The sequence below is a fragment of the Spirosoma gilvum genome, from assembly GCF_054776815.1.
Genome location: NZ_BAAHBH010000003.1, coordinates 373,152 through 392,778 on the forward strand (window position 1 = coordinate 373,152; position 19,627 = coordinate 392,778).

General features: G+C 48.5%; 20 protein-coding genes. 4 read left to right on the forward strand and 16 right to left on the reverse strand.

What is annotated here, in order from left to right:
• Nucleotides 1–113: 113 nt before the first annotated feature.
• The 5 genes from ACYVFD_RS09815 to ACYVFD_RS09835 all read right to left on the reverse strand — a co-directional run bounded on the left by ACYVFD_RS09815 (nt 114) and on the right by ACYVFD_RS09835 (nt 6,463).
• Complete coding sequence (locus tag ACYVFD_RS09815) at nt 114–2,120, reverse strand: hypothetical protein (protein ID WP_461089762.1); 2,007 nt, start codon at nt 2,118–2,120, stop codon at nt 114–116.
• Nucleotides 2,121–2,463: 343 nt separating this feature from the next.
• Nucleotides 2,464–2,874, reverse strand: a complete 411-nt coding sequence (locus ACYVFD_RS09820; protein WP_461089763.1) for a hypothetical protein — start codon at nt 2,872–2,874, stop codon at nt 2,464–2,466.
• A 114-nt stretch (nt 2,875–2,988) separates the two neighbouring features.
• Nucleotides 2,989–4,236: an MFS transporter gene (locus tag ACYVFD_RS09825; protein ID WP_461089764.1), complete on the reverse strand. Its 1,248-nt coding sequence runs from the start codon at nt 4,234–4,236 to the stop codon at nt 2,989–2,991.
• 98 nt (nt 4,237–4,334) lie between these two features.
• Nucleotides 4,335–5,603: an MFS transporter gene (locus ACYVFD_RS09830; RefSeq protein ID WP_461089765.1), complete on the reverse strand. Its 1,269-nt coding sequence runs from the start codon at nt 5,601–5,603 to the stop codon at nt 4,335–4,337.
• 71 nt (nt 5,604–5,674) lie between these two features.
• On the reverse strand, nt 5,675–6,463 hold the full coding sequence (locus ACYVFD_RS09835; protein WP_461089766.1) for a sialate O-acetylesterase: 789 nt from the start codon (nt 6,461–6,463) through the stop codon (nt 5,675–5,677).
• Nucleotides 6,464–6,849: 386 nt separating this feature from the next.
• Between ACYVFD_RS09835 and ACYVFD_RS09840 the strand changes: the two genes are divergently transcribed.
• Entirely contained in the window at nt 6,850–8,097 is a 1,248-nt protein-coding gene (locus tag ACYVFD_RS09840; protein ID WP_461089768.1) for a hypothetical protein, read from the forward strand.
• 10 nt (nt 8,098–8,107) lie between these two features.
• Here the strand turns inward: ACYVFD_RS09840 and ACYVFD_RS09845 are convergent, their stop codons facing one another.
• From ACYVFD_RS09845 to ACYVFD_RS09880, 8 genes are all read right to left on the reverse strand, one after another.
• Nucleotides 8,108–9,052, reverse strand: coding sequence for a hypothetical protein (locus tag ACYVFD_RS09845; protein WP_461089769.1), 945 nt, complete (start codon nt 9,050–9,052; stop codon nt 8,108–8,110).
• Between the two features lie 264 nt (nt 9,053–9,316).
• Nucleotides 9,317–9,811, reverse strand: coding sequence for an NADH-quinone oxidoreductase subunit B (locus ACYVFD_RS09850; RefSeq protein ID WP_461089770.1), 495 nt, complete (start codon nt 9,809–9,811; stop codon nt 9,317–9,319).
• Nucleotides 9,812–9,813: 2 nt separating this feature from the next.
• Nucleotides 9,814–10,470 (reverse strand): hypothetical protein, encoded by a 657-nt coding sequence (locus ACYVFD_RS09855; RefSeq protein WP_461089771.1) that lies wholly within the window; start codon nt 10,468–10,470, stop codon nt 9,814–9,816.
• A gap of 126 nt (nt 10,471–10,596) precedes the next feature.
• Nucleotides 10,597–11,073: a hypothetical protein gene (locus tag ACYVFD_RS09860; protein WP_461089772.1), complete on the reverse strand. Its 477-nt coding sequence runs from the start codon at nt 11,071–11,073 to the stop codon at nt 10,597–10,599.
• A gap of 46 nt (nt 11,074–11,119) precedes the next feature.
• Nucleotides 11,120–11,638 (reverse strand): hypothetical protein, encoded by a 519-nt coding sequence (locus tag ACYVFD_RS09865; RefSeq protein ID WP_461089773.1) that lies wholly within the window; start codon nt 11,636–11,638, stop codon nt 11,120–11,122.
• Between the two features lie 47 nt (nt 11,639–11,685).
• Nucleotides 11,686–12,150 (reverse strand): NADH-quinone oxidoreductase subunit A, encoded by a 465-nt coding sequence (locus ACYVFD_RS09870; protein ID WP_461089774.1) that lies wholly within the window; start codon nt 12,148–12,150, stop codon nt 11,686–11,688.
• 114 nt (nt 12,151–12,264) lie between these two features.
• Entirely contained in the window at nt 12,265–12,876 is a 612-nt protein-coding gene (locus ACYVFD_RS09875; protein ID WP_461089776.1) for a porin family protein, read from the reverse strand.
• Between the two features lie 128 nt (nt 12,877–13,004).
• Complete coding sequence (locus ACYVFD_RS09880; protein WP_461089777.1) at nt 13,005–13,565, reverse strand: YqgE/AlgH family protein; 561 nt, start codon at nt 13,563–13,565, stop codon at nt 13,005–13,007.
• A 273-nt stretch (nt 13,566–13,838) separates the two neighbouring features.
• Between ACYVFD_RS09880 and ACYVFD_RS09885 the strand changes: the two genes are divergently transcribed.
• Complete coding sequence (locus tag ACYVFD_RS09885; RefSeq protein WP_461090148.1) at nt 13,839–15,077, forward strand: sulfite oxidase; 1,239 nt, start codon at nt 13,839–13,841, stop codon at nt 15,075–15,077.
• Nucleotides 15,078–15,494: a hypothetical protein gene (locus ACYVFD_RS09890; RefSeq protein ID WP_461089778.1), complete on the forward strand. Its 417-nt coding sequence runs from the start codon at nt 15,078–15,080 to the stop codon at nt 15,492–15,494.
• Between the two features lie 102 nt (nt 15,495–15,596).
• On the opposite strand, the gene ACYVFD_RS09895 is transcribed toward ACYVFD_RS09890, so the two are convergent.
• Complete coding sequence (locus ACYVFD_RS09895) at nt 15,597–16,190, reverse strand: DUF4230 domain-containing protein (protein ID WP_461089779.1); 594 nt, start codon at nt 16,188–16,190, stop codon at nt 15,597–15,599.
• Nucleotides 16,191–16,274: 84 nt separating this feature from the next.
• Nucleotides 16,275–17,561, reverse strand: a complete 1,287-nt coding sequence (gene hemA / locus ACYVFD_RS09900) for a glutamyl-tRNA reductase (protein WP_461089780.1) — start codon at nt 17,559–17,561, stop codon at nt 16,275–16,277.
• A gap of 240 nt (nt 17,562–17,801) precedes the next feature.
• Between hemA and ACYVFD_RS09905 the strand changes: the two genes are divergently transcribed.
• On the forward strand, nt 17,802–19,010 hold the full coding sequence (locus ACYVFD_RS09905; RefSeq protein ID WP_461089781.1) for a sensor histidine kinase: 1,209 nt from the start codon (nt 17,802–17,804) through the stop codon (nt 19,008–19,010).
• A 59-nt stretch (nt 19,011–19,069) separates the two neighbouring features.
• On the opposite strand, the gene ACYVFD_RS09910 is transcribed toward ACYVFD_RS09905, so the two are convergent.
• Nucleotides 19,070–19,615: a hypothetical protein gene (locus tag ACYVFD_RS09910; protein ID WP_461089782.1), complete on the reverse strand. Its 546-nt coding sequence runs from the start codon at nt 19,613–19,615 to the stop codon at nt 19,070–19,072.
• Nucleotides 19,616–19,627 lie beyond the last annotated feature (12 nt).

The window sequence follows — 19,627 nt, forward strand, 5'->3', positions numbered from 1 at the left end:
TAGGCGGTATAGTACTCGCATCTAGTAGCCATCCGGGAAACTTAAAAATACGCTCATAAACCAAACCCGCAGGAATCATCCTGCGGGTTTGGGGTAAACATACAATTTCTTGCTTAGTGACCCTTGATTACCTTCAGCGTTTGGGATTGACGCTCAGTCTGTACCTTGACCAGTTGCATACCTAAACCTGCCGCTAAAGGCACGCTGACTCGCCCCCCATCGGTTGACCAAATCAATCGCTGCGCGTGATCAGAGCGCCCTTGAGCATCCATCACCGATACCTCTACCCAACTCCCTACCACACCCCGGATCTCCAGTTCCACCTGCTGGCCTTGTACCGGATTACCCAGTACCTTCACCTGCAAGGATTGAGATGGTTCCTCAGCCGCCCGACGAGCTCCACCACAAGCCGACAGCCAGTTGTAGTTATATGATGAGGTAGTACCGCCCTGTTGAGCGATCAAGGTCAGTAGCGGTTGATCGGTCGATAACGTCTGGGTATAGGGCCCCGGTTGGGTGGTGATATAGCCATTAGTCATGGCCAGAACGATCGTCTCTCCCGTCAGGCCAGTATACTGAGGAGTGAACGTCACCTGCCGCTGATTACCTCCCAGATTTTGACAGCCGGTCATGTTCACGCTGATCAACGCAAAAGGCTGAGCTGGTGGGGTGGTCTCATTCACACTGAGCTGGAAAGTCGTAGAGACAAACAACCCGCCAGGATCGACCGCCGTTACACTGATCGGAAAACTGCCCGTACTGGAGGGGGTACCACTAATAATGGCTCCGGTTACGTTCAGGGGCGAGGGGAGACCAGATACGATAAACGTTAACGGATTTCCATCCGGATCAGCAAAGTAATTCGCCAGGCTAAGCTGGAACGGTTGCCCTGCCTTTGTCGCCTGGTTGGGGATGCCACTCGTGGTTGGCTGCTGATTGGATGGTCCCACCGTACAGGCATCCAGCCAGCGGTAGTTGTAAACGGCCGTCTTACTTCCTTGCTGGGCGATAAAGGTTAGAATGGATTGACTGGTGGGTACCTGGAGGGTATAGGGCCCCGGCTGATCGGTGATGAAGTTATCGTAGGCAATGGCCAAAACGATCTTCTCACCCGTCAGACCGGTATAGACCGGATTGAATTTGATTAACCGCTGGCCGTTATCAGTCGGCTGACAACTGATCAGGTTGACAGTGGAAATGGCGAAAGTAGTGGGTGATGGATTAACTGTGATGGTGATGGGCACCCAGGCCGCATTCGACTGCCCATTCACCGTGTTCGACGCGTTGATGGTCAGGTTCGTTACCCCACTGGCTAGGGGCGTACCGACGATGGAAGGTGGGTATGTCGAATACGATAGACTAAACCCATTAGTCGGTAGCTGAGGTGAGGTGTAGCCCGTGTTGTTAGGAGCCAAAAGGACGGGTATGTGGTAGGTAAACGGCATCCCAACCGTGGCTGTTAGGCTAATGGGTGTGGGGGCATTAACCGTGATGGTGATGGGCACCCAAGCGGCCTGGTCCTCACCATTCACATTCGTATTCGCGCTGACGGTTAGATTCATAACACCTGTGGCATTCGGTGCGCCAACGATCGAGGCAGGTACCGTTTGGTAAGACAATTCCAAGCCATTGCCTGGTAGCTGTGATGAGGAGTAAATCGCGCTTTGAGAAGGCAGTAGGGCCGGCAACTGGTATTTAAACGGCACCCCAGCGGTGGCCGTTAGGCTGATGGGGGCGGGCGGAAGGACCGTGAGGGTGATAGCCACCCAGGCCGATTCTGGCTGACCGTTTACCGTAAGGTTGGCGTTGATGGTCAGGTTCATTACACCGGTGGCGTTTGGTGTACCGACAATGGATGGGGGTAATGTTTCGTAAGACACGTCCAATCCATTGCCGGGTAACTGGGGTGAGGAGTAAATCGTGCTAATATAGGGCAGTAGGGCCGGCAACTGGTATTTAAACGGCACCCCAGCGGTGGCCGTCAGGCTGATGGGGGTGGGATCGACAGCCGTGTTTGGTTCGTTCTCAGTAAGTTTACCCTCCGCCTGCAAATTCCAGCAGACAAGCAGTAACAATCCGATTAACCAACCGAGTGCCCGAGTAGTAGTACGTGTAGACATATCAGGAGTGTTTAAGTTTATGAAGCTTGTGGTATTTCCTAATACTACTTAATTCTTGGTATTGAGTTCCTTAGCTATGTGTAAACGGTAATTATTTTATTGAATAGCCCACGCCGATTGCGAATCCAAGACGAATTGTGAATCTTGTACTCTTAAGGAGATTCTGACTGATTCGCTACTATACAAAAATACCCCTACCTAAGTCAGGGGTATAGATGGAAATCAGGAACCTGTTTTAACTTTCTATTCTAAAGGAACTCTACCACGACAATGTCATGCCGAACCGCTGAGGGACCTTTAGGGAAAGTTTAAACAGGCTCCAGTTTTAATACGGGATATACGTTTATTTGATAGCAACCAATCGGCTGGGCGAAGCTGATACATCAGGTGTAGCCAGTTTAAACGCGAATTCTTCCGTTTGAGCACCGGCCGAAAGGCGGAATGTGTAGGTTCCATCGGCCAGCTGACTCATGTCGAATTGCTGGCGGAGCGTTTTGCGTTTGCTGTTCTTACCCGCTACAATTTCATCGAACACAACATTGCCCCGTTCGTTGACGAGTTCAAGGCGAACTTTATTGGCTGATTGATATTTCTCAAGGCATAACCAGAGTTTCGAGGCATCGGCGGCCGGAAACATAGCTGCCGAAAAAGTTTTCGCATTGGAGTGATCGTCGATTGCCAAAGCAGGTGTGGCAACTGATACCGTAAGGGCCAGAAGTAAGGCGCTGGAAAGGAGTTTAATGGACGTTTTCATTGAGTTGATCAGGATTGTTAGAGAACCTTTAGCTGTCAACCCAATGATGGTTACGTCAAAAAGAACCGCTGTCGTTCTGGAAAAACGGTCCAAATGGATGATGAACGGCGGGAATTAATCGACAAAATCCAGGTCTTTGCCGAAAGTTTCTTCTAACCGGCTGAGCGACCAAAATGCCAGACCATATACAATAACTCCTAGTAGCCCGGCAGCTACCAAAGCCCCTGTCGATGGCTTTAAGGCCTGAAACGACAGCGTCATCAGGATCAACGTGCCACGTACCACACTGGGTACTGATGTAGTGGCTGTATTGCGGAGATTGGTGCCATACGACTCCGCGACCATGGTCAGATACATGGCTATATATCCTGTGCAGAAACCCGCCAACAGGCAGATCAGGTAAAGTCCGTTGGCGGTATGAATACCTCCGAACAGGTAAATGCCACTCAGTAAAGCACTGAAAATAAGCAGGCCCGTTATGGCTTTTATGCGCGATCGTAACCATTGACTCAGTGGGCCGCTCAGTAGATCACCCCCGGCTAGCCCGACATACACCAGCATTACGCAACGGCCGGGTTTTACAACCTCGTCAATGCCCAGTGCCTGCCCGAACTCATTGGCGAAGGTGGCCAGAACGCCCACAATAAACCAGGTAGGCATGCCCACCGTAACGCAGCGGAAATACTTGATGGCCTGTTTTCGGCTTCTGAAAAATTGCAGAAAATTACCCCGGCTTACGCTTTTGTGCTCTTCTTTCATGCGGCTGAAAAGTCCCGACTCAAACACACTTACCCGAAGCAGCAGCAGTGTCAGGCCCATGCCACCCCCAACCCAGTAAGCCGTTCGCCAACTGAAATACTCGACGGTCAGATAAGCAAGTCCTGCCCCCAGATAGCCAATACCGGCTACCATCGCCGATCCATAACTACGAATTTCTTTGGGCAGGATTTCAGAAATCAGCACCATAGCCGCGCCAATTTCGCCCGATAAACCTACACCCGCCAGAAACCGCAGGAAGGCATACGTATTGACATCCTGTACGAATCCGCAGGCAATGTTAGTCAACGAATAGGTGAGAATACTCCCAAACAGCACCGACATCCGGCCGCGTTTATCACCCCAAACGCCCCAAAGAAATCCTCCAATCAGGAGCCCGGCCTGCTGGAAATTGATGATGAACGTTCCCGCTTTTGATACCTCTGCTTCCGACAGCCCCAGCGATTGAAGACTAGGAACGCGGACAATACTAAAAATGAGCAGGTCATATACATCCACAAAGAATCCTAATGCCGATACAATAACGGGCAATGTAAACAGCGGTCGTAACGACGTGCGTGAGGGCGCAGGGGAGAGGGTATGCATAAAATGGGAGGAAAGGTAGGATAGGGAGGAAGGAGAAGAGAGGGGAAGGGGTAAACCCACCTTCTCCCTTTCCTCCTTCTGCCTTCTCCTCCTTTTTGTTATTCTTCCAGATAATTTAAATCCTTGCCGTGAGTTTCGGGGATGGTCAGGATGGAGTAAAATCCAAGGACAAACGAAATTAGGCCGACGACAGCTCCAGCGTCGATTACGCCAAGTGATGGTTTGAGATCGCCGTATAAACTCGTCATTAGGATCACCATGCCCCGGACCATGTTGGGTACGGTAGTGGCGGCCGTAGCCCGGAGATTGGTACCGAATTGCTCAGCGCCAATGGTCACAAACATGGCCCAGTAGCCAATGCCAAATCCCATTGCCACGCATAACCCATACAAAGCGGTGGCACTTTTAATACCTACGAACAGATAGATTAGTCCAAAAACCAGCGATACGCTCATCAGCAGTGCAACCGCCTTCTTACGTGAAGCAAATGCCTGACTGATAAATCCACTGGCCAGATCACCGAATGCCAGGCCGACATAACACCACATAATGGCCAGCCCCGGTTGAATTTCTTCGCTGATTCCCAATGCCTTGCCAAACTCGTTGCTAAACGTGGCCAGAATGCCGATGACAAACCAAGTAGGTAAGCCAATACCGATGCATTTGAGGTAGCGTTTTAGTCGGTCCCAGTTGGTAAAAAAGGAGAGAAAATCACCCTTTGTTACGTGTTTTTGATCTGAGACATCTTTGAACATACCCGATTCAACAACCCCTACCCGCAACAGAAGCAGACCAACGCCTAAACCCCCACCTACAAAAAAAGCCATTTGCCAATCGAAGAGTTTGACAGTAAAATAGGCTACTACAGCGCCAAAAAGCCCAATACCGGCCACCAGCGATGTGCCAATGGCTCGTTTCTCTTTCGGCAAGACTTCGCTGACCAGGGTGATACCGGCTCCCAACTCCCCCGCCAGGCCGATACCGGCCACAAAGCGCATGAGAGAATAGTAGGTGATGGGGTCCATAAACGTAACATGTTTGATAAACCCACAGGCAATGTTAGCAATCGAATACGTGATGATGGAACCGAATAAAACCGACAAACGACCACGCTTATCGCCCAGAACTCCCCACAGGATACCACCGAGCAGTAGCCCGCCCATCTGCCAGTTCAGAATAGTGGCACCAACACTCGATATTTGATCAGCGGTAAGACCAAGATCTTTTAGGCTAGGTATGCGAACGATACCGAATAACAGCAGGTCATAAATATCGACGAAGTAGCCTAAGGCAGCGACAATAACAGGCAGGCTGAACAGCCCAACCGTGGATGAATGCGGTTTGGAGGAAACAGTGGGAACGGCCATGCGGCAGTATTAAAGGTTAAGAGGGCGAAACAATTCTGCAATAATACAAAATGGCCAAAGAAGATTAGGCTTTATTTGGTCTTCAATAATTTCTTCTGAATAAATACTTCGGCATAGCGCTGCCCCAGAATTTTAGCTGATTCTGTATCAAAATGAGTAGAATCGCCTTTGTCAACTAAGCCTGTAGAAAGTACGCAGTACGCATTCGGGATTTGTTTGGTCGCTTCCATGATGGCTTCGTTGACGGTTTTGGCATCAGGATTTCGATTCACTACGAAATCACCAAGGGTCCCGGCGACGAAAGGTACATCGGGTGCATTGAGATCTTTCCTCAACCGCTGAATTAGTTCAGTAAGCTTTTCTTCATACTCCAGCGCTTTCTCCGGATCAGAGTCCGATTCGCCTTGATGCCAGATGAAACCGGCTAGTTCACCGTTTTCAAGGGCTTTTTTTGCTCGGAGCAGCATATCATCGTACGGATGCGATTTGGTTGGCGCATAGTAAGCTCCTGGTTTCCAGACATTAATTCCCGAGCCACCCACGGCGCAGGGAACCAGGCCAATATTCAGGTCGGGATAGGTGTCGGCTAGTCGTTTGGCAAAGTTCAAACCAGGCCCTACTCCCACAATATCGGGTTTGTCGAAATGCATCGGATCCTGGGCAGGTACCCAGGCCAGCGCTTTGTCGAGCATCCAGATTCGCGGATTGGTTTGTTTCGACTCCGCGTCGACATCCCCACGACCTGCCATATTTGATTGTCCGATAAGTAGAAATAACTGAAGCCTGGGAGGTGCATCCTGTTTGAAGGCAAACAGAGTCAGAAGGAAGCTGCTGAATAGTACGATTGAATTGGTTTGCATCTGTAAATCAGGTTTTTGCAAAGTAAGTTCAGGAAGTTGATTTACTCATGCTATACAAGTGATTATTCTGTAGAATGTACCCTGTTCACCGTTTGTAACGCAGGGCACCTGCCTGAATAAACGCTATCACTTAACATTTTCAAGTATCTTTACACATCGAACCTGTTTAAACTTTGTAACTTTCTGTATAACTGGATCGGTTTTTTATCATTCCGACCGGGACGCGTAGTCGCAGGAGGAATCTCAAGTTTCATATTAATCAAACTTGAGATTCCTCCTGCGTCGGAATGACAAAAAGATTCTTACATTTTCTACGAAAGGAAAAGTTTAAACGGGCTCATCTTTTATCTGCATGGGTATTCCTCTTATTCATTCTATCGGTTAGTATGCGGTTATATTCGATTATAGCGCTTTTAGCTTTCGGAGCACTATACGTTTTTATCTTCTTTTTCCGGGAACACCTGAATTTCACGTTGTTTGGCGATGAAGTGCATTTCTGGCCAACGGTTTTATTATTTAGTAAAGAGCCAATTCCTTCGGCGCATCTACTCAATAATTATCCCGAAGTGATTGCGCCCCTGCCGTTCATGGTTGCCGGATGGGTGCTCAATTTGTTTGGCGAATCCATTCAGTACCTGCGTATTCTGAACTTTGGGCTGAGCTTTGCCATTCTGGCACTTTTTCTCCGGCTCAGTCCTAATCCGGGCCGTTTCTGGCTGGCCGCGCTGGGGCTGGTGCTGTTTCCGTACTATTATTTTTGCAGTACGATCTTCTACACCGACATCATCGCCCTGACCTTTATTCTGCTGGGTTGGGTGTGTTATCTGAAGAAAATTCATTGGGCGAGCTGCCTGTTTTTTATAGCTGCCATTAGCTCGCGTCAGTATGCCGTCGTATTTCCGGCAATTGTCCTTTGCTACGAACTCAATCACTTGGTGTTCCGTTTCCCCGGTTGGCAGGCATCCGTGCGCTGGGTGTTGGATAGACCTTACCTGGCTTATTATGTAGTTGCCGGGCTTTCATTACTTGCCTGGGTCATATTCTGGGGTGGACCAGGACCTGCGCCCGAAATAGCCCGTCAGAAATACGACGATACCGTCGAAAAATTAATCTATAAGCCCGGTTTTGTGTTGTATGCATCAGCCTGTCTGGGTCTTTATTACGTCATTCCCGAACTGATTTTGACGCGTAGACTTCAGTTTTACGCATTAGAATCTAAACAAAGGCCCTGGCTTATTGGAGGAGTAGCCCTGATCGTTCTGCTGATTACTTTTTTCCCTGCCGAACAGATGTATGATGGTTTCTTTGTCGTAAAAAATCTGGGCTTTCTCGATCGCCACCTCGAAATGGTAGGAATCAAAGGCATCGGGAAACAACTCATTTTTGGGGCATTGATGTTGCTGACCGTTCTCCGTTTTGCCAATTCGAAAAGTGGTCTGGCGGGCTGGGTAGTCTTGCTCAACCTGGTTCTGATGGGGAAAGCGCACATTGGCTGGGACAAATACCTGCTACCGACCATCGGTACTCTCTGGCTGCTTACCCTCTTTGATCGGCACTGGCCACTAAGCAAGCCTGATAGCGAACCTACCATTGCTCCGGTTTCGGAGCATGAACAATGGGCGGTTGGCCGATAATTTTGTTCTCCTAAAATTCAACCGAGTTTGCAGTCGGCTCTTCGCTATCGGCCTGAGGAAGGGTTACTACGGGAGGTGACTGACGAATGGCTGGAACGGGCTTTGGTAGGTTGGTGTACGTGTTGTAAGCCGTGCCCAATGTCCAGATTTTAAGCCCGATTCGCCCAAAAATCAACGTCTGCTGCACAACAAACATGAGTGCTATCGTCGTCCAGTTGCTCATCAAAACAGCTTCGTCGATCAGAAAATAAATGCCGAACATACCTGTTCCGATCAGGATGAAAAGCACGTATAATCCATAGGTGCGCAGTAAATTACCAAGCACTAACCGGCCAGCCTGACCAAAGGCTCTAAACGCCTGATGACTATCTTCCCGAAACATCAGTACTTTGGCATAGTCGCCGATGCAAAGGATAAGCGTTCCGGTAAGGGCCGCCAAAGCAAAGAAAACGGCACCAATCCAGAATTGACCACGCTCGGTTACGGCATCATTGGCTAATACGGCTACCAGTGTACCCGCTACCAGCCAAACGCCAACTCCAGCCACTAAAAACAGAAGGGTAACGCCGAACAGTCGCAGAAAGCGGCCCAGATAGTGAGTGCAACCTTGCCAAAATAAACCAGTATCGAACCGGCCCATTGGCTGTGAAAACCGAAGCAAAATACCACCAGCAAAGACGATGCTTAAAAATAGGTAAACTGCGCCCACCCATCGACCAACGCTGACCAGGGGTAGAATGGCTTTCCGACTACGGTGCATAAAATCGGAATAGACCGTGTAGTCAAATCCGTTCAGCATATTCAGAAAAGCTAATGAGTCCTGATCTTCGGCAAGTAAGGTGTTGTAAAACGGCAAGGCAACAACCAGGCCGAGAACGAGCGTGATGCCATAGATCACTCCTACAAGTCGAAGAGATCCAAGCGTTTGGCGGAAAGAAAGGTTTAGGGGAGTCACGGTACTTACGTTTCAGGTCTCAAGTTTAACGTTTCCTGTTGGCTGATGCAAGCAAATCCGTAAACCGCGCCGGCCACCCGGCTGGATACACTGTAATAAACGCTTTCTTGTATTTGCCCTCCACGTTCTGTGAGGACACAGAACATTCATCCGGTAGGCAAACCAGGCTGGCGCACAAGCGGTCTGTGCGGACACAGACCGCGGGGAAGGCTCTCGTTTGTACTATTCAAATACTAAAATTACAAGGTACTGAATTCAGAAACGTTAATGATCCTGTAGCGGATGCTCTGTTCGTATTTTCTCCTGTAGTTTTAAAAAGCCATCGATCAGGGCTTCGGGGCGCGGAGGGCAACCCGGAACGTACACATCGACCGGAATAATCCGGTCAACGCCCTTCACGACATGATACCCATGTTGCCAGTAGGGACCACCACAGTTGGAGCAGGAGCCCATCGAGATCACATACCGTGGTTCAGCCATCTGCTCATACAATCGGCGGATTCGGTCGGCCATCTTATAGGTTACTGTTCCCGATACGATCATAATGTCGGACTGGCGGGGGGAAGGGCGTGGAAAAATACCGAATCGTTCGAGGTCGTAGTTGGAGGCCATAGCGCCCATCATTTCAATAGCGCAGCAGGCCAGACCAAACGTTAGCGGCCAGAGCGATTTTTCGCGCGACCAGTTTAATAAATCTTCGGAATGCATCAGGATCACACTGGCTTCACCTGATTTATCAGGTATCGATTGAGGGGTCATGTTTATTTCTGAGGAGTTTTAGGCAGACGATTGATTATATCCTGTTGATAACGCCAGGTAAAGGGTTCTAGTTGCCGAAACAGACTACGTTCCGGATCAGTAAATACGGCAGGGCGGATAACGATCTTTTTTAGATTGCCGATCATAGAACCTACCAGCAGCCCGGCGGCAGCTCCGCCAGCCGTAGCAAAGGTTAATGTAATACCGTAGTTGATGGCATTGCTGGTCTGATTACGCTGAAGGGATTTGTAGGAGGCAAATCCGGCGGCCAACCCACCAATAATGGCTCCTGTAATTATTGCGTTCTTTTTACTATTCCGACGGAGTATGATCTTACGAATATCGCTTAAGGGCACTCGTCCACTAATCAGCCGTTTTTCATACGCTACGTAGACGTTTGCATCGGTAACGTCGGACAGGATACCCTGATAACGGTCTCCACTTTTTGTAACAACTTTGATATGATAAACCGTTGGGGCAGGTTGCTGAGCTTGAGCCGGATAGGATTGCAGCACAAGCAGCACTTCGATAGCGCAGTAAAGTAGACCAAATGACACCGACCAACGCAATTTTTCCCGCGACCAATTTAGCACATCGTCAAAAAATATCTGTATCGCACCAACTTCGCCTGATTTATTGGGTATAGAACGAAAGACCATCGATTTAGCGAGTTGGAGGAATCCTGTTAATAATATCCTGCTGATAACGAAACGAAAACGGTTCCAACTGCCGGTAAAGACCTTGCTCTGGGTCAGTAAACGTTGATGGGCGTATAACGATCCTTTTTAGATTACCAATCTGGGAGCCTGCCAGTGAGCCAACTGCTGCGCCACTGGCCGTTGCGAACCTAAGGGTAAGTCCATAAGCCACGGGTGAACTGGTCGGGTTCTTTGAAGCGACTGGTTTGTGATAAATCCCACTGCCAGTCCACCTAGAATATCTCCAGTTATTATTGCATTTTTCTTACTTTTTGGGCGGAACACAATCTTATGAATATTGGCAAATGGGATTCTACCGCTTAGGGATCGTTTCTCATGTTCCAGATAAAGATTTGAGGTTGTTACGTCCCAGAGTGTACCTCGAAAGCGATTCCCTTTTTTAGTGATAACCTTGATATGATAGACCGTTTCGACAGGCTGTTGAGCCAGGGCTGGATAGGTCAGTAACGCAAGCAACAGGTCAAAGGTGCAGTAAACCGCCCCTAATGTCAGCAGCCTGAATAATTTTTCCCGCGACCGGTTTAGTAAATCTCTGGAACGCATCAGGATTACGCTGGCTTTGTTGATTGAACACGTATCGACTGAGAGGTCATGGTTCCTGAGGAGTTTTAGGCAGACGCTTCATTAGATTCTGTTGGTGACGATAGGTAAATGGTTCCAGTTGCCGAAACAAACTAAGCTCAGGGTTTGTCATATCCAGTGGACGAATGACCCGCCCCGTCACATTATTGACAACGGAACCTACTACCAGCCCAGCGGCTGCACCACCGGCCGAAGCAAACGTTAGTGTGATACCGTAGATAAAGGCATTGCTGGTTTGGTTTTGCTGAAGGGATTTGTAGGAGGCAAATCCGGACGCCAGTCCACCAATAATAGCCCCGGTGATGATTGCTCTCTTTTTACTGGTACGCCGAATCACCACCTTTCGGATCTGGCGCAGAGGAATCTCTTCATCAATGCCATTGCCACGAAAGCTGGTTAGGCGCAAATCAGTATCGCTTACTTCTTCGAGTAATCCTCGGTAGTGTTTACCTGCCACAGTGATCACCCGTGCCTGGTATGTATCAAACGTAAGCTTCTGCGCCTGGGTTGCGTAGGCTAGTAACACAAGTAACGTTAAGCAAGCCAGCCTATAAAAGCATAGAAACTGATCTACTACTTGTAACGCTCGTTTACTTGCTGATATAATTGCGGAGATACTTTGGTGTGTATTGATGGTACTTTGGGCTGAGGTTTTACCCAATCAAGGTAACCTTTTGCCCACACATAGGCAAGTCCAAGAGATAAAATAATAACAAAAATAGTTACTTCGATCAGGGCGAACCAGCCCCAGAGTCCAGCCGTTTCGCGGATGAGCCGCTCCTGACCAAATACGGTTGCCCACGGAAACAGAAAAACCAACTCTACATCGAACAGCACAAACACTAACGCTACGACGTAGAAGCGAATATTGAACTGCACATTGGCATTACCAACCGGTTCTTCACCCGACTCGTACGTACTGTTTTTCTCCACATTCGGCCGGTTGGGCCGTAGCAAACGAGCCACAAACAGCACGATCGCAATGAACGCGAATGCAGCCACAATGAACAGCAGAATGACGCCGAAGTCGGAAAGCATGTCTTTTGTGTTAGGAGTTAGGAGTTAGGAGCGAGGAGTGAGAATGGCTGACGCACGAAATCTGTTGATGCGTCAGCCATTCTCACTCCTCGCTCCTAACTCCTAATACTTTATTTATTTCTTCTTCTTTTTCGGGAACAGATTGTACACCATCGAAATCTGGAGATTCCGGTTGTAATACGAGGCCGTGGCTTCAGGCGATACGTTGGTGAGGCCGTAAATAAATCGGGCGTGCAGGCTGAAATTGTGCAGCATGTCCAGGAAATCGTAATGCACACCGGCCGCAATTCCCAGATCGTTGTTAACACCCGGACCGCCGGTTTGTCCGGCATTGAGGGCATAACTAAATTCAGGACCGGCTTGTATCGTAAGTCCCTCGGTCGGTATGTACCCCAGCATCAAGGGCAAGCTGGCGTAGTAGTATGAAACCGCCGTGGTGGTACGACTACCGTTGGATTGCTCCTGTTGAAAATTACCTCCCCGAATCGACAGCAGGACTTCGGGTTGAGCTACCCAATGGTTATACCGATACCGATACATGACACCCAGGTGTGGCTGTAGCGTGCGGTGAGGAATATTGACAGTAGCTCCCGAAATGGCAATTTGCGTAAACGAAGCCCCCAGTTTCAAGCCAAAATGACCACCAGTTGGTTTATTGCTTTGCGCCTGGGTTAACGCAGATGAGGTTACTAAAAGAAAAAAAAGGACTAATCGATAAATTTGCATACGGGGCGATGGAAAGGGAGTGACCCTTTCAATAACGTTTTTCTATCCGAAACGTCGGACCGGTACAAAATTGGTGAAAAAAAGTTAAGATGCCCCTGTTTGCGTGGTCGGTAAACTGTCAAAAAATGTTAATTCAGTCGGGGATCGACCGGGTAGTGCGCAATGGATTTGTATTCACCACCCATTCGCTTGAGTACTCCACGCCAGAACTCTTTCGTTGGCGTATCGAATAGGAAACTCGCATTGGTGCGACTCACAATCCAGGCTTTCTGGCTTAATTCTGCCTCTAACTGGCCTTCGCTCCAGCCCGAATAACCGATAAAAAAGCGGGCGTCATGGTCGGTAAGCGTCCCCAGGTTGACGGCTTGCTTAATCTGCTCAAAATCGCCACTCCAATAGAGTCCGTCCAGAACCCGGATCGATCCGTCGATCAGATCGGGGCGACGGTGGATGAAATGCAGCGTATTTTGTTGAACGGGTCCTCCAACAAATAGGGGAAGATCGACGTGTATCTCTTCAATCACATCACTTAGGTGGATGTCGGTTTGTTGGTTTAATACCAGCCCAAATGTACCCGCCTGATTGTGTTCACAAACCAGCACCACACTGCGTTCAAAGTTATTGTCACCCATGAATGGCTCGGCGATCAGCAGATCGCCATTCTTGACGGAGGTAGGAATCGTATTCATAGCCCATTGAGCAATTATAGATTTATGGCAAAACGATTTTCTCAGATACTATATTCTTTAAAAACTGTTAAATACGCTATTTGTCCCCGAATACTTTGTATATGGTCACTGTCTTAAACTTTTCACCGCAAGGGTGCAAAGTTGTCAGGATTACAACCTACTGACAGAGAGTCTATGACGTTTTTAGGCTCTTGTGATGAAAAAATAGAGTTCGGGTGCTTATTACGGTATAGCCAACCGGAGCGTTACTTTTACATGAACAAAACTGATGCCATGAAAAAGCAGATTCATGATCGACGGGGATTCCTCCAGAAAAGTGCACTGGCAACCCTAACCGCATTGGTCGGTACTGATATTGTTTTCGCCGATCAAATTCCTCCGCATTATACACCACTAGGGTTTGATTATGATCCGCTAAAAGGAAAAGTTTCAGATATGAAGGTACTGGGCGATAAGCCCTGGAATGTTGAAGCGCCCATTCATCAACTGGACGACGCCGTTACACCCGTCGAAAAGATGTTTATTCGGAATAATGGCCTAATCCCTTCAGAACCCATCAATCCCGATACCTGGACGCTAACCATTAAAGGCGAGTCAGTAAAATCCAGTAAAACGTACACGATCAACGACCTCAAAAAGCGCTTTCCGACGCATACGTATCAGCTCGTGCTGGAATGCGGGGGGAATGGCCGCTCTGGATTCGATCCTCAAACAACGGGCAATCCCTGGGACCAGGGCGCTGTTAGTTGTGCCGAATGGACGGGCGTTCGACTCAAGGATATTCTGGCCGATGCAGGCTTAAAAGACGACGCCGTTTATATCGGTTATTATGGCAAAGATCCGCATCTGAGTCAGGACCCTGCCAAAGTGGCTATTTCGCGCGGGGTGCCCATTAAGAAAGCGTTGGAAGCCGAAACCCTGATTGCCTGGGCGGTCAATGGGAAAGATATTCCGTTAGCGCACGGCTATCCGCTTCGGCTGGTGGTAGGTGGATGGCCTGCATCAGTATCGGGGAAGTGGTTAAACACCATTTCCGTCCGCAACAAAGAACACGATGGCGCTAAAATGGAAGGACACAGCTATCGGATGCCCATTCGGCCGGTACAGCCAGGTGAGAAGATCGCCGAAACCCCCGAGAACTTCCGCATCATCGAATCGATGCCGGTAAAATCGCTGATTACATATCCAAAAACAGGCGCTATGCTCGATCTGAAAAAGCCGCTTGCTTTGCGTGGGCATGCCTGGGCGGGCGATCGGATGGTAGCCGACGTGCATACATCAATCGACTACGGTGCTACCTGGCAAAAGGCAAAGCTACAGCAACCTAAAAACCGACTGGCCTGGCAGCACTGGTCAACGGAGATTACATTCCCACAGGCAGGGTATTATGAAGTATGGGTTCGGGCAACGGATAGCAGTGGCGTTACGCAACCCATGGTAATTCCACAATGGAATCCGGGTGGTTACCTGAACAATGCCTGCCATCGTATTGCAGTTAAAGCCGTTGTATAGATGATGAACGCAATTAAACTGGTTTTTTTTATTGGAGTCGTTCTGATCGGCGCATCGAGTTTTCGGGTCCAGAAGCCGGAAATTAAGGCCTCTTCGACCGGAAATCCGGTGACTGATACCTTAAAAATTGATGCTGAAAGTGGTCTGGTGGCGGATGCCAATCTGATGATGGTGAAATCGCAATGTACAGCCTGCCATTCGTCGAAGCTTATTTTACAGCATCGGTTTACTCGGGCGGGGTGGCTGGATCGTATCCGCTGGATGCAGAAGTACCACAAACTGTGGGATCTGGGCGAATCTGAAAAAGTGGTGCTGGACTATCTCGAAAAGTACTACGGCCCCTCAACTATCGAATCCAAAGCAACGTTTCGACGGGCCCCCTTGAAAGAGGTACAGTGGTACAAGTTGAATGATTAGGTTCACAGTTTGATGCTGTTGTAACGCGGGTGGAAACCCGTGATTTTGAACCGATAGTGCGGGTTTCCACCCGCGTTACAACAGCATCAAACTATGAACAACTTATTTCCGAAATACTAACCCTACTTTCTTCCCTGAAATTCGTTCGAGTACAGGGCGTAGCATCTGATTGGCATTTTGGCGGGTTTGTTCCAGAATGCCACTATTGAGGGCCGACTGTCTGACCTGATGTTCGGCTTTTCGGTACGCATCGCTTACCAACTGCGATTGATCCAGAAAGGAGAACCGTGTATCGTACACCCGCGACCGGTCGTGATTGATTTTCCAGGTGCAGAGTTCCGGTTCGGGGAGTCGGACGGTTACCGAATCGCCATCCGCTGTCACGTCAGCAGCCGAAATTTTTGTCAGGTCTATACAGCCCGTCGCTTCGCCTTCCACAATCAGAATGGCATTCGCATTCGGCAGAAAAGTGTTGACCTGCTCATGCTCCACAATGTCTTTAAAAGTGTACTTCACCAGTTCCAGCTTGCCAAGCGAGATTACTTCTTTCAGCACAATGCTTTGGGTTGTCTGATCGCCCTTCCGAAAACGACTCAGCAGACTATTGCCCCGAATCTGTTCCCAGATGGCAATGAGCCCTGCTACCAGTATGGCTATCAGAAAAAGTCGGAAAAGAGCATTAATAAGTCGGGTCATGGGACTGGGCGTAAACTAAAACTTCCCGAAAGTTGTGAACTTTCGGGAAGTTAAGAGACGTAACGTCAAAAAAGAAATGCTGAATTAGTAGCTATGTTTCTCTTCGGCAACCGGCTGCTTTTCCAGATCGAACAGATCGTTCAATACATCGATCAGGGTTTCGGCTTCACCGCGTTTGCAGGCTGCTTTTAGCTGGAGAACCGGCAACTTGATGATTTTCTGCATAATCCCCTTCGTGATCTTATCAACTTTCTCCGATTCGTCGGGGGTAAGGTGTTTCAGGTACCGGGCAATCTCGTCGCGACGAATTTGCTCCAGCGCATTTTTAAGCTTGTTGATCGTCGGCGATACCACCATTTCTTTCGACCAGTCGCCAAATTCGGCCACGGCCTGGGCAATAATCGCTTCTACCTGGGGGATAGCCGCCAGACGTTGTTGCAGGGCTTCGTCGGCCCGGTTGCGAATATGATCGATGTTGTAGACCAGCACGCCCGGAATCTGCTCAACGGTCGCGTCAACGCTGCGGGGAACCGATAAGTCGATGAAGTATTTGAAGGTTAATACCTCCACATTCTTCAGCAATTCAGGAGTAATTAGTGGTTCATCACGCATGACGGATGAGATGATCACATCGGCACGGCGAATTTCATCGGTCAGATTCTCGAAGTCGGCCACGCGGAAACCGCATTGTGCAGCCAGGGCTTCGGCTTTGGCTTTGGTGCGGTTGCAGAGCGTTATGTTAGTGTTTCCTCCACGGGCTTCGAGGTTTTTACAAACGTCGGTGCCAATTTCACCCAGACCAATCACCAGAATGTTTGGCTGGCTGTGTTCACCCACCAACTCGTCGATCAGTTCAACGGCGGCATAAGAAGATGAAGCGGCCCCGTCGCGGAAAGGCGTTTCCTGAGCAACCCGTTTGTTGGTGAAGAAAATGGTATGCATCAGCCGGTGCAGGAACGGCCCCGCCATTTCCAGATCGGCCGACCACTGGTACGACTGCTTAACCTGATTGGGTATCTGCATGTCGCCTACTACCTGGGAGTGTAAGCCTACACATACCTCAAACAGATGCTGAACCGCCTGATCATTGGCGTCGAAAAACTGAAAATAAGGCAAATAGTTATCCGTATCGGTCAGCCCTTTTTCGATCAGCAACAGACGGGCAATTTCGGTATTGAGGTCTTGCTCAAAGGCATAGTACACTTCGGTTCGATTGCAGGTAGAGATAACCAGCAAGTCACTCAGCCCGAAAAAGTCCCGCAACCGAAGCATCAATCGCTTGGCTTCGTCTTCGTTAAGTGCAATTAGTTCACGGACTCGCAACGGAGCCATTTTATACGACAAACTAATTGCTTTGAAGGTATCTAACATGGTAAAAAAGCACCTTTACTGGCTTAGAGCCTCTACAAAATTACGGCATTATTATGGGATATGAATGCACCCAATCTAGTCTATTAACTATTTAGAATTTATCCAAATAGTCTTTGGCCTTCTTTGATCAATCCTATTCAGGTTTGTAACATTCGTACCTTGTCAGACGTTCAACCTTTGCACGTTTAATGCACTTTTGTCGTTAGAAAATTAAGCTGAACGAACTGCCAGCAAGACCACATGCTGAAATCATTTGATATTTATAGTCAGAATAATATTCTGAAGATTATTGTCGCCCTGAACCTGCTTCTGGTCGGAACGGGATCATTACTCTATACTCGCCGATTGATTCTGAAGCTGGAAGCCCGGGAGGAGCAGTACGTACAGCTTTATGTGAAAGCCATTGAATACCTGTATAGTACGAGTCGACCTAATGCCGATAACGGCGACATAAATTTTGTAACGAGCGAAATTCTACAGGCTAATGAGACGATTCCTGTTATCACGCTCGACTATAATGGCCAGATATCCTATAAATTAAACATAGACTTGCCTGAACGATTCGATAAGTTGCCTACTGCCGAACAGGAGGCTTTTTTTCGAAATCGAATTGCTGAAATGCGTAAATACCATGAGCCGATACCCGTCGTAATGGCTGAGGGGCAGCACGGCTTGGTCTATTATGAAAACTCAAAAGTATTACGGCAAATCAATTACATACCTTACGCGCTGATTGCCATTTTAACGGCTTTGGGCGTGCTGGCTTATCTGTCGTTTAGCTCGTCGCGACGGGCAGAACAGAACCGGGTTTGGGTTGGGTTGGCCAAAGAAACGGCTCACCAGTTGGGTACGCCTATGTCGTCGTTGATGGCGTGGGTGGAGTATATGCGATCGGACCCGGACCAGTATGATGCGTCCATAACCGACGAGATCGAAAAGGACGTGCAACGACTCGAAACGATTACATCCCGCTTTTCGAGTATTGGCTCCATCCCAACGCTGAAAGAAGAGAACCTGAACGAGGTAGTGAAGCAATTTACCGACTATCTGGCGCGCCGGATTTCGACCAAAGTAAAGATGAGCTTTGCCAGTCAGATACCCGCAGATCAGCAGGTGAAAATCAACAAGCTCCTGTTTGAATGGGTCATCGAGAATATTTGCAAAAATGCCGTCGACGCCATGAAAGGCGTTGGCGAACTGCGGCTCAACATTGTGCCTTTACCCCATCAGGAAATCGCTATCGACATTACTGATACGGGCAAGGGAATCTCGAAAGCCAATATGCAAAAAGTATTTTCGCCCGGTTTTAGTACTAAGAAACGGGGTTGGGGACTGGGCCTTACGTTGGCCAAACGGATCGTGGAGGAATACCACAACGGGCAATTGTTTGTTAAACACTCCGAAGTAGGTAAGGGAACCACCTTCCGAATCGTGCTGAATACGGATTGATATTGGTTTACGGTAGCTAACACGATGAGTAGGGATTCGTAAGCCACCGTAAACTGAAATTATGGCTGTATGAAGGGTAATGTAATTGTGTCGGTTTCGATGACATTACTGGTATTTAAATCCCGGTCGCGTATCCGAATCTGGAATTTGGTCGGATAACGATAGATCTGGGTGCCGTACTGAAAGGTTTGATTGAAGTCCAGTGACCCCTCAATTGCACCTTTAGGCTTATTTTTAGCCAGATCTGGAAAAACTAAGAAATTAAGGACTCCTAGTTTGTATTCCACATATTGCTTGTTTATTAAGCGGAAGGTCTTAATTTCATAATTCCCCCAGGCACCGTTGGAATAATAACGAGTGGAGTCAGCTTTCGGTAATGGAATATCATTGCCCAAATTTCCATCACCATCTTTAAAACCGATGGTAATCACCACAGAATCTCGCTTCGATTGACCTACGCCTTTCCCTGCTTCAAGTTGATATTTGAACAAGCTTTTAAATTCTATTGCGGGGGTAGTCGAATAGTTTGGTTCGGTGAAGCAGGCCGATAATGTAAGGGCTAACCCGAAAACGAGGAGGTATGTGTGAATTTGTTGCCGTCGCATACTGTTGTATTC

What these genes read in the sequence shown, in the direction of transcription:
- ACYVFD_RS09875 (WP_461089776.1), bottom strand. Translation starts at nt 12,876, where the DNA reads ATGCAAATTTATCGATTAGTCCTTTTTTTTCTTTTAGTAACCTCATCT.
- ACYVFD_RS09855 (WP_461089771.1), bottom strand. Translation starts at nt 10,470, where the DNA reads ATGGTCTTTCGTTCTATACCCAATAAATCAGGCGAAGTTGGTGCGATA.
- ACYVFD_RS09815 (WP_461089762.1), bottom strand. Translation starts at nt 2,120, where the DNA reads ATGTCTACACGTACTACTACTCGGGCACTCGGTTGGTTAATCGGATTG.
- ACYVFD_RS09895 (WP_461089779.1), bottom strand. Translation starts at nt 16,190, where the DNA reads ATGACCCGACTTATTAATGCTCTTTTCCGACTTTTTCTGATAGCCATA.
- hemA (WP_461089780.1), bottom strand. Translation starts at nt 17,561, where the DNA reads ATGTTAGATACCTTCAAAGCAATTAGTTTGTCGTATAAAATGGCTCCG.
- ACYVFD_RS09880 (WP_461089777.1), bottom strand. Translation starts at nt 13,565, where the DNA reads ATGAATACGATTCCTACCTCCGTCAAGAATGGCGATCTGCTGATCGCC.
- ACYVFD_RS09910 (WP_461089782.1), bottom strand. Translation starts at nt 19,615, where the DNA reads ATGCGACGGCAACAAATTCACACATACCTCCTCGTTTTCGGGTTAGCC.
- ACYVFD_RS09835 (WP_461089766.1), bottom strand. Translation starts at nt 6,463, where the DNA reads ATGCAAACCAATTCAATCGTACTATTCAGCAGCTTCCTTCTGACTCTG.
- ACYVFD_RS09860 (WP_461089772.1), bottom strand. Translation starts at nt 11,073, where the DNA reads ATGCGTTCCAGAGATTTACTAAACCGGTCGCGGGAAAAATTATTCAGG.
- ACYVFD_RS09840 (WP_461089768.1), top strand. Translation starts at nt 6,850, where the DNA reads ATGCGGTTATATTCGATTATAGCGCTTTTAGCTTTCGGAGCACTATAC.
- ACYVFD_RS09850 (WP_461089770.1), bottom strand. Translation starts at nt 9,811, where the DNA reads ATGACCCCTCAATCGATACCTGATAAATCAGGTGAAGCCAGTGTGATC.
- ACYVFD_RS09820 (WP_461089763.1), bottom strand. Translation starts at nt 2,874, where the DNA reads ATGAAAACGTCCATTAAACTCCTTTCCAGCGCCTTACTTCTGGCCCTT.
- ACYVFD_RS09825 (WP_461089764.1), bottom strand. Translation starts at nt 4,236, where the DNA reads ATGCATACCCTCTCCCCTGCGCCCTCACGCACGTCGTTACGACCGCTG.
- ACYVFD_RS09905 (WP_461089781.1), top strand. Translation starts at nt 17,802, where the DNA reads ATGCTGAAATCATTTGATATTTATAGTCAGAATAATATTCTGAAGATT.
- ACYVFD_RS09890 (WP_461089778.1), top strand. Translation starts at nt 15,078, where the DNA reads ATGATGAACGCAATTAAACTGGTTTTTTTTATTGGAGTCGTTCTGATC.
- ACYVFD_RS09885 (WP_461090148.1), top strand. Translation starts at nt 13,839, where the DNA reads ATGAAAAAGCAGATTCATGATCGACGGGGATTCCTCCAGAAAAGTGCA.
- ACYVFD_RS09830 (WP_461089765.1), bottom strand. Translation starts at nt 5,603, where the DNA reads ATGGCCGTTCCCACTGTTTCCTCCAAACCGCATTCATCCACGGTTGGG.
- ACYVFD_RS09870 (WP_461089774.1), bottom strand. Translation starts at nt 12,150, where the DNA reads ATGCTTTCCGACTTCGGCGTCATTCTGCTGTTCATTGTGGCTGCATTC.